The 12,407-nt window shown below is 36.9% G+C and carries 14 protein-coding genes; 1 reads left to right on the plus strand and 13 read right to left on the minus strand.

What is annotated here, in order from left to right:
* Window positions 1-9: 9 nt before the first annotated feature.
* From FJA49_RS09095 to FJA49_RS09130, 8 genes are all read right to left on the minus strand, one after another.
* Entirely contained in the window at window positions 10-1,509 is a 1,500-nt protein-coding gene (locus tag FJA49_RS09095) for a serine hydrolase domain-containing protein (RefSeq protein WP_140000667.1), read from the minus strand.
* An 87-nt stretch (window positions 1,510-1,596) separates the two neighbouring features.
* Window positions 1,597-2,166, minus strand: a complete 570-nt coding sequence (locus tag FJA49_RS09100) for a helix-turn-helix domain-containing protein (RefSeq protein WP_140000668.1) — start codon at window positions 2,164-2,166, stop codon at window positions 1,597-1,599.
* 120 nt (window positions 2,167-2,286) lie between these two features.
* Window positions 2,287-2,724, minus strand: coding sequence for a hypothetical protein (locus tag FJA49_RS09105; RefSeq protein WP_140000669.1), 438 nt, complete (start codon window positions 2,722-2,724; stop codon window positions 2,287-2,289).
* An 86-nt stretch (window positions 2,725-2,810) separates the two neighbouring features.
* Window positions 2,811-3,497, minus strand: a complete 687-nt coding sequence (locus FJA49_RS09110) for a nuclease-related domain-containing protein (RefSeq protein WP_158629473.1) — start codon at window positions 3,495-3,497, stop codon at window positions 2,811-2,813.
* A 231-nt stretch (window positions 3,498-3,728) separates the two neighbouring features.
* Window positions 3,729-4,421, minus strand: coding sequence for a DUF4377 domain-containing protein (locus FJA49_RS09115; RefSeq protein ID WP_158629474.1), 693 nt, complete (start codon window positions 4,419-4,421; stop codon window positions 3,729-3,731).
* A 149-nt stretch (window positions 4,422-4,570) separates the two neighbouring features.
* Window positions 4,571-5,125 (minus strand): DinB family protein, encoded by a 555-nt coding sequence (locus FJA49_RS09120; RefSeq protein WP_140000672.1) that lies wholly within the window; start codon window positions 5,123-5,125, stop codon window positions 4,571-4,573.
* A 51-nt stretch (window positions 5,126-5,176) separates the two neighbouring features.
* A complete protein-coding gene (locus tag FJA49_RS09125) occupies window positions 5,177-5,710 on the minus strand; it encodes a Crp/Fnr family transcriptional regulator (protein ID WP_140000673.1) in 534 nt (177 codons plus the stop codon).
* A 23-nt stretch (window positions 5,711-5,733) separates the two neighbouring features.
* Complete coding sequence (locus tag FJA49_RS09130) at window positions 5,734-6,135, minus strand: GNAT family N-acetyltransferase (RefSeq protein ID WP_140000674.1); 402 nt, start codon at window positions 6,133-6,135, stop codon at window positions 5,734-5,736.
* 192 nt (window positions 6,136-6,327) lie between these two features.
* Here FJA49_RS09130 and FJA49_RS09135 point away from each other — a divergent pair, with 192 nt between their 5' ends.
* Entirely contained in the window at window positions 6,328-6,975 is a 648-nt protein-coding gene (locus FJA49_RS09135) for an NAD(P)-dependent oxidoreductase (RefSeq protein WP_140000675.1), read from the plus strand.
* 35 nt (window positions 6,976-7,010) lie between these two features.
* On the opposite strand, the gene FJA49_RS09140 is transcribed toward FJA49_RS09135, so the two are convergent.
* The 5 genes from FJA49_RS09140 to FJA49_RS09160 form a co-directional block, all read right to left on the minus strand.
* A complete protein-coding gene (locus FJA49_RS09140) occupies window positions 7,011-8,099 on the minus strand; it encodes an agmatinase family protein (protein WP_140000676.1) in 1,089 nt (362 codons plus the stop codon).
* Window positions 8,100-8,143: 44 nt separating this feature from the next.
* Entirely contained in the window at window positions 8,144-9,424 is a 1,281-nt protein-coding gene (kynU, locus tag FJA49_RS09145; protein WP_140000677.1) for a kynureninase, read from the minus strand.
* 196 nt (window positions 9,425-9,620) lie between these two features.
* Window positions 9,621-10,670, minus strand: a complete 1,050-nt coding sequence (gene queA, locus FJA49_RS09150; RefSeq protein WP_140000678.1) for a tRNA preQ1(34) S-adenosylmethionine ribosyltransferase-isomerase QueA — start codon at window positions 10,668-10,670, stop codon at window positions 9,621-9,623.
* Window positions 10,671-10,844: 174 nt separating this feature from the next.
* Entirely contained in the window at window positions 10,845-12,071 is a 1,227-nt protein-coding gene (gene aroA / locus FJA49_RS09155; protein ID WP_140000679.1) for a 3-phosphoshikimate 1-carboxyvinyltransferase, read from the minus strand.
* Between the two features lie 9 nt (window positions 12,072-12,080).
* The gene (locus tag FJA49_RS09160; RefSeq protein ID WP_140000680.1) at window positions 12,081-12,407 is read right to left on the minus strand and encodes a nucleotide pyrophosphohydrolase; all 327 of its coding nucleotides are present in this window, start codon (window positions 12,405-12,407) and stop codon (window positions 12,081-12,083) included.

Consider the following 12,407-nt stretch of genomic DNA (forward strand, 5'->3'; position numbering starts at 1 on the left):
AAAACTGATTTACTTCGTCTCAATATCTATAATTTTTTCTCCATTTTTGCCAAGATAATGTTTTACTAAGGCTTCATAAACATTACCGCCAACATCGGAATTGGTAAAAATCAAAAGTCCTTGTTTTGTTTTTGGGAGAATAAATGTAATAGTCCGAACACCCACATCTGCTCCACCGTGTGACAAGCCATATTCTTCATTTTCCAGAGTATAGATTTCAAATCCCAAGCCAAAATGCTTGCCTCTTTCACTGGCTATTTGCGGTCTGGTCATTTCTTTAAAAACGGATTCCTGTAGTAATTCACCATTCATTACAGCTACCAAGAATTTCCCATAATCTTCAATAGTCGTCAACAAATTATCTGCAGCATTGGGTGTAGTATTCTTTTCAACTTCGTAGGGCTTTAAATCCTTGTCATAGCCTATTGCATATCTTGAAATGTCACTATTTTTATTCCAAACATAGCTGGTCTCATTCATCTTCAGCGGTTGGAAAATCAATTCAGAAGCCAGTTGCTGAAGACTTTTATGGAATTTATTTTCTAAGGCTTTTCTCAGGTATTCTAATCCTTCACCAGAATACTGATAAGCTGTACCCGGATCAAACTGAAAGTTTAATTTTTTATCAGCATTCATCCAACGCCAATTCGGGAAACCTGTCTGATGGCTTAAAATCTGGCGGGTCGTGATTTTTTTACTTCTCGGATCCTTAGCAATATCAGGGTCAGTCCAATAATTGTAAACTGGCTTGTCTAAATCCCATTTCCCTAAACTGACTAATTTGAGTGCTACTATTGCCGTCATTGGCTTGGTTAAGGAGGCGACATTAAAGATGGTATTGTAAGGTGCTGAAACACCCGGCTTAATTTCTCCAAAAACCTTTACTTGTTGTAGTTTCCCGTTTTCGATTATCCCAAGGCCAAGCGTAGGCACTTTGTTTTCTTTTAGCCACTTTTCAATAGCCATATCATTGTCGAATGTTGGAGCAGTAACCGATTCCAATTGCTTAGTAACATGTTCGTAGCTATAGGATTTTACCAATTTCCATTCGCCATTTTCCAAAAGCCAGAGATGACTGAATCGGGCAGAACTGCCAAACTTTTCAGGTTGTCCGGTTTGTTTTTCAAAAAACTGATGTGTTCCGACCTGAAGCGCTCCATATACTTTTCCTCCGTTTGTCTTGTCATACAAGGCATAAACTTCTGTGCTTTCTGGGAGTAGTTCTCTTCTTGCCTGATAGTTTTTTGTGTCACGGCATAAACCGCCTTTAAAATCTTTTAGAAATTTCTTTTTATCAGACATTCCATCGATGTCGTGAAAGAACTCTAATTTTTCACTCATCAGGTTTTCAAATTGTGAAATATCGCAGGTATTAAAACCTACATTAAACAGCAGGCTGTCTTTTGACATGATGGTCTTATACAACTCGCTGTTTTTTTCAACCTGCGCTTGTCCTTTTTGCAAAAAGGCACCTAGAAAAAAGAATAGAAAATAAATGGATCTGGTCATTGTAGAAATTTTTGACAAAGATTGGATTTAGTTGCATTATGCCCTAAAAATCAACCCGTCAAAAACCCGACAATCTACCTGACAATATTATATCATATTGAATTTCAGACGACAATACAACTTCTTATTCTTATCAATTTCTGCCGCATTACGAAGTATGATAAATACATTTGACAGCACAATTGCAATTATCAGTATCAAAGTGAATTTCCTGCCTAGTTTTAAAAATATGCCCAACATAAAAACAATAGGCGCTACAATAGTCCAAAGAATCTGGACGGAAACGATTTGTTTAACTAATGTGCTTTTCTGCTTAAAAATGCCTGCCAAAATTAAAGGCACCAAAATATTTAAAGGCGGAAGCACAATAAATAGTATGGAAGAAAGATTCACTATTTTGATTTTGGAATAGTCAATAGTAAACTCCTGGGGAACTGGTGTTTTTTCTTCTTCGCTTACTTTTTCCGTTTTTGTGCTTTTATCTGTCAATTCACTTTCCTGAACATCTAAAACTTTTGCCAATGTTTTCAGCGTATAACCTTTGGGTGAAGTCCCGGCTTCGATACGTTGTATGGTTCTGACAGAGATTCCTGATTTTTCAGAAAGTTCTTCCTGGGTGAGATTTTGGTTTTCTCGTATGAGTTTTAGGTTTGGCATATCATTTAGTAATTATATAAGCGCCGATAAATATAATTAACTTTCAGACATGACATGTGATCAGGCAAATTGAAAATAGGAGATTTAGGATTTTCGGAAAGTTTTTATAATAAAATTTCTTTACTCCTCTTTTTTACGTTTTTCTATTTCGTCATACATTTTATTCAAAAATTTATTCAGGCTGCTCTGATCCATTTTAGACAATGAAAACTCTATTTCACCAAAACAGCTAACAATTTTTAAATATCTATTTTGAACCACAAATAAAAAACAAGCCGAAATTACACTTAAACCAACCAGAATAAGCACCATAACAAACACTTTTTCATCATATCTCGGATCTAAATTCTGATAAGCTATAAATGTCATTATCAGAAAAAAGACGGTAAGAAGTTTGTAGTACAATTTTCTACGCTTAATAACCTGATGCGTAATAATATGTTTAAGAAGCAAATCTTTATTTGTATCTGCTTTTCTTTGAAATATCCGATGCGTAGTAAGCGTAACGGAATTATCATCCGAAATCATCAGTATTTTTTCACTTGGAAATGTTTGCATAGTAGGTTTATTTATCAATGGTTAAACAAACATATTATGTAATCTTTGCCAATTCTTTACGGTTTGCCATAAAGAGTAGTCTCCTTTCACTCGAATATCCTATCCTTACCCAACATATCACGAACATTTTCAATATGCTGCCATTGAACTTCCGGGCTTTCTCCATTTTGTACAGCTTCTTCCAGAATTCTTACCACTTCGTGTTTATCAGTATAGGGTGCTGATTCATTGTTTGCAATAATGATTCGCATGGCCTCGATTACACGTTCTGGTTTTACCAAAAACGTTCCTTTGGGCACAAAACTGATATCTTTTAATTCGCAGTCGCCATAAAATACAATTATGGAATAAAAAGGTATATATTCAAACTGCTTGAGTTTTTTTCTTAGGTCAGAAATATGTTTATTGTTTTGCAGAATAGGATTATCGAATCTGTATTTCTTTTGCCCGTTTGCTAATATCTGGAGCCATTGTGACTGATAACCTGTGCCAAAAATCCAGCCGTTATAATCATGTACTTCAAAGACAATAATTCCGGCTTTGGTTGTAACAGCCAAATCAATCTGAGAAAAATTACCATTGTGCTTTTTCACATACAGATCATGAAAAATAGCCTGTTCCGGTATTCCCGAATGTTTGAGTATGGAGACTAAATTCCTTTCTGCTCTTGTGCCTCGTTTAGGTTCCGGACTTATTTCAAATGTGCTACTGCCTTTTCTTATAAAAGCAACAAAAAAGACTACAACGAAAAATAGAATTATAAGAATTTCCATAAAGCATTCCATTTCTGATTACAAACATTTATAATTGTTTGCAAGCATTTGTTTCAGAACAAACATATAAGTAATTCATTCTAGTTCATTACGACTTTCCGCATAGGCAGTTAATTCTAGAAATTAAGTGTCGTTATACACAAAATCACACAATGGAATCCTTCCAATAAAAAAACCTCCTAGAACTTAAGCTCCAGGAGGTTTATATCGTATTTGTGCAAAAAGGGTTTGTTATTCTAGTGGTGACAATCCAAACATCAATACCAGTTTATCACCTTGGTATAAATTTAGGGTTTGGTCTGCTATATCATATCTGAAAGTACCATCAGTCAGCATTTTCAGCAAAGTTCCTTCTAATTTGGTTTTGTTTTCGTCCGGGCATGCCATCATCGTGCTTACAATTTTTGAGAAAGAGATTTTGTCTTTTGTCAATTCAAATCCACCTCCTATTCGGTTGCAGCCTCCAGAACCTGCCATTCTTTTACCATCGGCCTGAAAAATAAGGTAGGCTGACGAAGCCGATGGCATAGTTCCATTTATTTGGATCAGATTCCATTTGTATTTTGTGATGAAGGCCAATTCTGTGGCTGCTTCATTCGCTATTTTTTCCTTTTTGATGATTCTTTTTAGTTTGTAGGTATAGGCGCTGGCATCAGCCGGAATATTTTTTCTTTTGGTTCTTTTAACGTCAATTACATATCGGTAACCAGGCGTGTATTCAAATCCCTCGATCTGACTGTAGAAAAATTCCCAGTCTTTACTCTTTTTATATTTTACCTGATAGCAATTTTGTGGGGCAACACCTGTGCAGCCAGCCAATTCTTCTTTTATCGTCATTCGTACCGTATCTGCATTGGCTTGCGTTGAAAGGAAAGTGAATCCTATCAATAGCATAAGTGCTTTTAGAGAGAAAATTTGTTTCATTTTGTTTGAGCTTTTAAATGTTTTCATAACTGTTTATATTATTTTGCAACACTTAAGGCAAACTTCATACCGTAATTTCACAGCAAATGAAAAAATATTGATTTTAACTTTTTATTATACTTTTTTATAACTTTTCCAAAAATCAAAATTTAGAACCATGTGGCCTTTAAAACTCTTTGCGCCTGTTGGATATGTCTTTCGTTGTGATAAATAAGAAATCGAAACGTATCACCTAATTTTAACTTAATCAAAGTTGAGATACTGATACTGGTTTTAGTCTTATTAAGGCTGACCTTTCCCGCATTTTCAAGCAATAGGAGCAGTTTATTTTGTTGGCTGATAAATGTTTGAAGTACACTTTTGTCTAACTTGCTATTAATGGGATTCATGTTTTTAAAAGTCTTCATCTTGTTCAGCTTGGCTTTTGGGAGCATGCTTTTTGCAAAATAATTTCCTAACAGGCCACTTTTAAATTCTGCTTCCGACTTAGAATTTGATGAATTGATTTGTTTTTCAATTTCAGGCAGGTAGAAATTGCCATAACGGTTAAGATGTTCGATACACTCCAGGACGCTCCAACTATCTGGTGTTATTCTGGCATTAAGCGGTTTTTCTGTTTGTTTTTCAAGTGATGTTGCATATTCGATATGGCTTTTTACTTGTGTAGTGAGCTCTTGTAGCAACAGTTGTGATTCAATCTTCATTTTTTTTCTTGCAAAGTTCTCACGAATCAGAAAAAAAATCCTTGATTGAACTCAAGATTTTTTGAGTCGGGATAAGGTTTCAGGTGTCATGCGCAGGTAGTTTGCAATATGCTTGTTGGGAATTTCCTGAAAGAGTTGCGGGCTTCGTTTCAGAACCCTTTCATAGCGCTCTCGTGGCGATTGAATCAAAAGGTCTTTTTCTCTTTCGATTTGCTGCAGTACTAAATCTTCCAATATCTCAAGCCAAATCTTAAGGTTTTCGGGACTGTTATTAATATAGGTCATGAACGTTTCTTTAGAAATAACTCTGACTGTGGATTTCTTTATTGCCTGTATGTAGAAATCCGATGCCTTTTGTGTAAAGAAGGAATCGAGTGCAACAATAATATTATTCTGGTATCCAAAACGAATAATGCGTTCTTCGTGACCATCTGTGATAAAAATCCTCAGGCTTCCGTTTTCTACAAAGTAGATGTTACTATCAATACTACCACCTGTTTTTAAAAATTGGTTTCTTTCGACGGTCATCGTTTTTTCAAACAGGCTGCCTATATCGAACTTATTTATGATTATTGCTTTACTCATGCTATACTGCAAAAATGGTAGTACTACACAACTTTTAGAGCCATGCCTCTGGAATGTGGCAAAGTATCCTTAAAACCAAATTTTTCATACAAGTGGTTGGCATCACCATCGGCTAATAGACTTACATAGCACGATTTTGGCAATTTGGTTTGTATAAAATTGGATATTTGCTGCATGATCACTTTTCCGATACCCAGTCCCTGGTTTTCCGGAAGCACACAAATATCGACAACTTGACAAAAGCATCCTCCATCACCTATAATGCGTCCCATTCCTACAATTGTTCCTCCTTTTTTTATCATTACCGAATAAACCGAATTTTGAAGTCCTATTGTGGCGGCTTCTATGTCTTTACTGGAAAGACCTGATTTTGTGCGAAGCTCTCTGTAGATTTCTAATGGGATATTGTTTTCTATGATTTCCATTTTATTGAGTATTAGGGCAAAAGTTTTTAATTTACTTGTATAAGTTATCGCTACCTTTTACATTTGTCTTATTAAAATCTCTTTATAAAAATATTGATTTTGCAAAAGCCTCAAGCTTCTGCCGGTCCAATTTACTTCTATCAAGTAAATCAGGACTAAGATACTATTTTCAATAATTTTATAAAGAACAAAATGAAACAAGATATAAAAATTGCCGTCATTGGCGGTACCGGAAAATCTGGCCAATACCTCGTCAGAGAATTAATCAACCAAGGTTTTACATTCAAGCTTTTGGTACGAAATCCTAAAAATTTCCAATCAGATTATGCAAATGTAGAAGTCGTCTTTGGCGATGCTTCTGATTATGATTCCATAGCGAAGCTAATAGAAGGTTGCCATGCTATAATCAGCACTTTGGGCTTGGGTATTCCTCCCAGCGAACCCACATTATTCAGCAAAGCGACAACTAACATTCTTCAGGCCATGCAACAATGGAATGTTCAACGTTATATTGTAACAACCGGATTGAATGTCAACACTCCGCAGGATCAAAAAGGTCCAAAAGCGACTTTTGCTACCAATTGGATGTATGAAAACTTTCCGGTTTCGACAACAAACAAACAATTGGAGTATGATATTTTAACCCAGAGTGCGGTCGACTGGACTTTGGTACGGCTTCCTCAGATTGAACTCGTTGATGAAAAATGTCCAATTGCTATAAGCCTTGAAGATTGTCCGGGTGACAAAATCAGTGCTACGACTCTGGCACATTTTCTTATCAAACAGATTAACGACCATACGTTTATTAAAAAATCGCCTTTTATTGCGAATTTACCTTAAACAAAAAGCGGGCTATTAAGCCCGCTTTTCAATTATTATCTGTTGAATTTAATCTTTTCTCCTACCGGAAGACCATTGTTTTTTGCCAAAACTCCACACATGTGGAAAAGCATTCTGGCTCCGACATTTCCGTCCCAATCATCATCACCCGGGGCTACTTCTACTAAATCAAATCCGATGATTTCTTTTCCACTTTCACCTAGCTTGCTTAAAAGGTAAGCGGCTTGTTCAAAAGAGAATCCGCCAGGAACCGGTGTACCTGTATTTGGGCAATACCAAGGATACATCCCGTCAATATCAAAACTGATGGCAACTTTTTGCGGAAGCGCTGCAATAATTGCTTCACACTGTTGTTCCCAAGTTTTCCCCGTATAAGTTTCAGCTTTTAGATCCATGTCTGTATGTACTAACACGCGGTTTCCATGTTCAAAAGCAGTTTCAACTTCCTGCTGGCAGAAATCACGAATTCCTACCTGTACGATTTTAGTAAGCTGCGGAATCTGCAACGCATTGTACATAATAGAAGCATGAGAATAAGTAAATCCTTCGTAGGCAATTCTCAAATCCATATGAGCATCCAAGTGCAACAAACCAAATTCGCTATGCTGTGAAGCCAACGCCTCATAATATCCTAATGGTGTAGAGTGATCACCACCTAAAAGGGCAACTTTTTTACCTTTTTTAGTCCAGTATAATACTCTTTCCTTTACTTCTTCTTTCAGGTTTTTACAAACCTTGTTGATTTTGTCCAAATCAGATTGCAGTCCCGGAAGGCTTTCGATAACTTCTCCATTTTCCAAGGCTTCAATAATAGGCTGTGCCAAGCTTTTATATTTTTCGCTTTCTTTTGCCCATTTTTCGGTCTGTTCGTTAGTATCGAGATAGATTCCCAATTTCCATAATTCTGGAAATTCCTGATGGTGCAAGTCTACCTGAAACGACGCATCCAAAATGGCATCAGGGCCTTCAGAAGCTCCAGAACCATAACTTACGGTTACTTCCCAAGGCACAGGAATGATAATAATTTCGCTGTCTTCGGCAGAAAATGGAAGTCCAAAGATGCTGGCATCTGCCAAACCTGGCTGGCTTGGATCAAAGTTTTTTATAATTTGTTCTTTTGTCATGATTTATTTTTTGAGAACCGAAACGAATCGATTTCTTTATTTTATTATTTGTGTGATAGTATTCCTTCTTTCAATATCTGTCCAAATTCGTACATATCTTCGAAAGAACAATATAACGGAACCGGAGCTAATCGAATTACGTTTGGCTCTCTCCAATCGGTTATAACTCCATTTTTCATAAGATAGTCAAACAAAGCACGTCCTTCTCCATGTAGGAACACCGATAATTGCGAGGCTCTTTCTACAGCATTTTCAGGAGTGATTATTTCAAATGTACTGTCGACTTCCTTGTCTATTTCATGCAAGATAAACTCCAAATAGGAAGTGATTTTGTCTCGTTTTTCAATCAAGGCGTCCATTCCAACCTCAGCAAACATTTCTACCGAGGCTAAATAGGGCGCTAAAGACAATATAGGAAGGTTACTTATCTGCCAACCGTTTGCTCCTGCTTCCGGAGAAAATTTTGGTTCCATCAGAAAGCGTCTTTCTTTGTTATGTCCCCACCATCCGGCAAAACGATTGAGTTCGTAATTATCGTGGTGCATTTCATGTACAAAACAACCGGAAGCATTTCCAGGTCCTGAGTTCATGTATTTATAACTACACCAGGCTGCAAAATCTACATCCCAGTCGTGCAATTCCAATTTTATGTTTCCTGCAGCATGTGCTAAGTCCCAGCCTACATAGGCTCCAACTTTATGTCCAGCTTCGGTTATGGTTTTGATATCGAAAACTTGTCCGGTATAGTAGTTTACTCCACCAATCAATACCAAGGCAATTTCATCACCCAATTCTTCAATTTTAGCAAGCACATCTTCCAAACGGATGTTGTGCTCTCCTTCCCTTCTTTGCAATTCTACAATAGCGTCCTCTGGATTATATCCGTGAAAACGCACTTGGCTTTGCAGCATGTATTGGTCACTTGGAAAAGCTTTTGCCTCACAAAGGATTTTATATTTTTTTTCGGTTGGACGATAGAAAGAAACCATCAATAGGTGAAGATTTACCGTCAGGGTATTCATTACCGATACTTCAGATGGAAGCGCCCCTACGATTTTGCTTAGCGGTGCGGCAAATCTTTCATGATAATCCCACCATGGTTTTTCAGCATAGAAATGACCTTCGACAGCCAGCTTAGCCCAATCATCCATCACTTCATCTACATAGGCTTTGGTTCTTTTAGGCTGCAACCCTAAAGAGTTTCCTGTAAAATAAATTACTTTTCTTCCGTTTACTTGTGGGAAAAGAAATTCATTTCTATAATGGTGCAGTTTGTCTTGCGAATCTAGTTCTTGTGCAAATTCGCGGGTATTTTGAAAGGTCATTGGTTGTTTTTTAGATGGCCGTAAAAATAGGAAAAAAGATTGATTTTGGAAAGAGCTTGAAGAGAACGGGGATTTGTTTGGATAGAAATTGAAGTGTTTTTTTAGCCACAGATTAGGGTGATTGTGCGGATTTAGGTGGAAATAAAAAATCTCGCCATTGCTGACGAGATTTTGATTTGTTATGTTATAGCTCTGATTACAAAATCAGCATGGCATCACCATAAGAATAGAATTTGTATCCTTCTTTGATAGCTTCTTCATATGCTTTTTTCATAAGATCGTGTCCTGTAAAGGCCGAGATCATCATCAACAGTGTTGACTTTGGCGTATGGAAGTTTGTGATCATGCAGTCTGCAATACTAAAATCATGTGGAGGGAAGATGAATTTATTCGTCCAGCCATCGTATGGGTTTAATGTTTTTGCAGAAGAAACTGAACTTTCGATGGCACGCATAGAAGTAGTTCCAACAGCACATATTTTTTTCTTGTTTACTTTTGCCTTATTCACGATATCGCAAGCTTCCTGAGTAATTTTCAATTCTTCAGAATCCATTTTGTGCTTAGATAAATCTTCTACCTCAACTGGGTTGAAGGTTCCTAATCCAACATGCAATGTTACTTCAGCAAAATCGATTCCTTTAATTTCTAATCTTTTCAATAAATGTCTTGAAAAGTGCAAACCAGCTGTTGGTGCAGCTACTGCTCCTTCTTCTTTAGCATAAATTGTCTGGTAGCGCTCTGCATCTTCCGGAGTTACCTCACGGTTGATGTATTTCGGGATTGGAGTTTCTCCAAGTTCTGTAAGCTTGTTTCTGAATTCTTCGTAAGAACCGTCATAAAGGAAACGTAACGTTCTTCCACGTGATGTTGTATTATCAATAACCTCAGCAACTAATGAATCATCGTCACCAAAATACAGTTTGTTTCCAATTCTTATCTTACGTGCCGGATCAACCAAAACGTCCCATAATCTTTGCTCTGCATTTAGTTCTCTTAATAAGAAAACCTCAATTCTGGCTCCTGTTTTTTCTTTATTTCCATATAGCCTTGCAGGGAAAACCTTGGTATTGTTCAGCACCATTACGTCACCTTCTTCGAAATAATCGATTATGTCTTTGAACATCTTATGTTCAATCGTTTTAGTCTTTCTGTTTACAACCATCAGACGAGATTCGTCTCTGTTTTCTGCTGGATATTCCGCTAGAAGTTCTTTCGGTAAATTGAAATTGAAGTGTGATAATTTCATAATAGAATTTTGATTTGAGGTAAAAACCCGGCTTTCCGGTAAGCCCTAAATTTTAAACCGGCTGCAAATATACGATGGTGCGATAGGCGTTGTCAAGTGTTTTGGCTTTTATTTAGTCAGAAATTTTTATGTTGGCTATAACGCAAAGTGTTGAAGCCTATAAACATTGGGTTTTTAGATTTTGTCCATCTGAAAACCAATGCTCTTTAAGTCTTCCCAAAAACCAGGATAGGATTTTGATACGACTCCTGCATCTTTTATGATTATTGGAACTTTTATTGCCAATGGAGCAAAAGCCATCGCCATTCTATGATCATCATAAGTGGCTATTGAAATATCTGATTTTATTTCTCCCGACACTCCTAATTCTAAGGTATCTTCGGTTACTTTTATTGCAGCGCCCAGTTTTTGAAGTTCGGTCTTTAAAGCTTCCAAACGGTCTGTTTCCTTGATTTTAAGCGTATGAAGTCCCGATAAGTGACATGTTATTCCCAATCCAAAACAGGTCACAGCAATTGTCTGGGCAATATCTGGCGAATCATTTAGATTCAAGACCAGATTTTCATTAATAGTGTCTGAGTTTTTTCTAAGAATAATAGCGTTTCCATCAAAACTAGTGTCTACACCCAATTCTTTATAAATTTCAGCCAATACCGAATCGCCTTGAAGGCTATGCTGCTTATAACTGGAAAGCTTTATTTCTGTTCCAATTTTTGACAAAGCCGTTATTGAATAAAAATAAGATGCTGAACTCCAATCGGATTCTACAGTGAGTTGATTCGATTGAACTTCTTTCTTTGGCTGAATATGTATTGTGTTTTCTTTAAAATCTGTTTTAACGCCAATTTCCTCCAGTAGTGCCAAAGTCATTTTGATATAGGGCACTGATGTTATTTTTCCTTGCAACTGGAGTTCCAGTCCATTTTCAAGTTTTGGAGCGATCAATAACAAAGCTGAAATATACTGGCTGCTGATAGTAGCCGGAAGTGAAACTTTATTTTTGGAAAGTTGCTGTCCTTTGATTTTTATTGGCGGAAATCCTTCTTTTTCTTCATAGGTGATAGCAGCTCCCAATTGGTTTAAGGCGTCCACTAAAATCTTAATGGGACGCTCTTTCATTCTTGACGAACCTGTCAGGATAACTTCCCGTCCTTCTCTCGTTGCAAAATAGGCCGTAAGAAATCGCATTGCCGTCCCGGCATGATGTACATCTACTACTGAATCTTTAGTCTTAAGTGCTTTATCCATCACTTCTGAGTCATCAGAATTTGAAGTGTTTTTGAGAGTAATGGCAGGATATAAAGCCTGTAGCAGCAGTAACCTATTGGTTTCTGATTTGGATCCTGTTATCGAAATTTCAGATTTGATATGGCAGGTTGCAGGCTTTAAACTTAGATTCATTTTGTTTTGCTATTTGAGTTTTTCGTTATTCTTGTGTCGGTCCTTATCTCTGTCTGATTTTAGGTCCATTTTTTTATCAAAGGCTTCCTGAAGATTGATTCCTGTTTGGTTTGCCAAACACAAAACCACAAAAACCACATCGGCTAATTCTTCTCCCAAATCTTTGTTTTTGTCTGATTCTTTTTCTGACTGTTCACCATAGCGGCGAGCTATGATACGGGCTACTTCTCCAACTTCTTCTGTAAGCTGTGCCATATTTGTAAGCTCATTGAAATAACGAACTCCGTGTTCTTTTATCCAGTTGTCAACCTGAAGTTGTGCGTTTTTTATTTCCAT

Origin of the sequence: Flavobacterium microcysteis, from assembly GCF_006385255.1 — a bacterium.
Taxonomy (GTDB): domain Bacteria; phylum Bacteroidota; class Bacteroidia; order Flavobacteriales; family Flavobacteriaceae; genus Flavobacterium; species Flavobacterium microcysteis.

Excerpts from the sequence above, each read along its gene's own strand:
- FJA49_RS09095 (WP_140000667.1), bottom strand. The coding sequence starts at position 1,509 with ATGACCAGATCCATTTATTTTCTATTCTTTTTTCTAGGTGCCTTTTTG.
- FJA49_RS09100 (WP_140000668.1), bottom strand. The coding sequence starts at position 2,166 with ATGCCAAACCTAAAACTCATACGAGAAAACCAAAATCTCACCCAGGAA.
- FJA49_RS09105 (WP_140000669.1), bottom strand. The coding sequence starts at position 2,724 with ATGCAAACATTTCCAAGTGAAAAAATACTGATGATTTCGGATGATAAT.
- FJA49_RS09110 (WP_158629473.1), bottom strand. The coding sequence starts at position 3,497 with ATGGAAATTCTTATAATTCTATTTTTCGTTGTAGTCTTTTTTGTTGCT.
- FJA49_RS09115 (WP_158629474.1), bottom strand. The coding sequence starts at position 4,421 with ATGAAACAAATTTTCTCTCTAAAAGCACTTATGCTATTGATAGGATTC.
- FJA49_RS09120 (WP_140000672.1), bottom strand. The coding sequence starts at position 5,125 with ATGAAGATTGAATCACAACTGTTGCTACAAGAGCTCACTACACAAGTA.
- FJA49_RS09125 (WP_140000673.1), bottom strand. The coding sequence starts at position 5,710 with ATGAGTAAAGCAATAATCATAAATAAGTTCGATATAGGCAGCCTGTTT.
- FJA49_RS09130 (WP_140000674.1), bottom strand. The coding sequence starts at position 6,135 with ATGGAAATCATAGAAAACAATATCCCATTAGAAATCTACAGAGAGCTT.
- FJA49_RS09135 (WP_140000675.1), top strand. The coding sequence starts at position 6,328 with ATGAAACAAGATATAAAAATTGCCGTCATTGGCGGTACCGGAAAATCT.
- FJA49_RS09140 (WP_140000676.1), bottom strand. The coding sequence starts at position 8,099 with ATGACAAAAGAACAAATTATAAAAAACTTTGATCCAAGCCAGCCAGGT.
- kynU (WP_140000677.1), bottom strand. The coding sequence starts at position 9,424 with ATGACCTTTCAAAATACCCGCGAATTTGCACAAGAACTAGATTCGCAA.
- queA (WP_140000678.1), bottom strand. The coding sequence starts at position 10,670 with ATGAAATTATCACACTTCAATTTCAATTTACCGAAAGAACTTCTAGCG.
- aroA (WP_140000679.1), bottom strand. The coding sequence starts at position 12,071 with ATGAATCTAAGTTTAAAGCCTGCAACCTGCCATATCAAATCTGAAATT.
- FJA49_RS09160 (WP_140000680.1), bottom strand. The coding sequence starts at position 12,407 with ATGGAAATAAAAAACGCACAACTTCAGGTTGACAACTGGATAAAAGAA.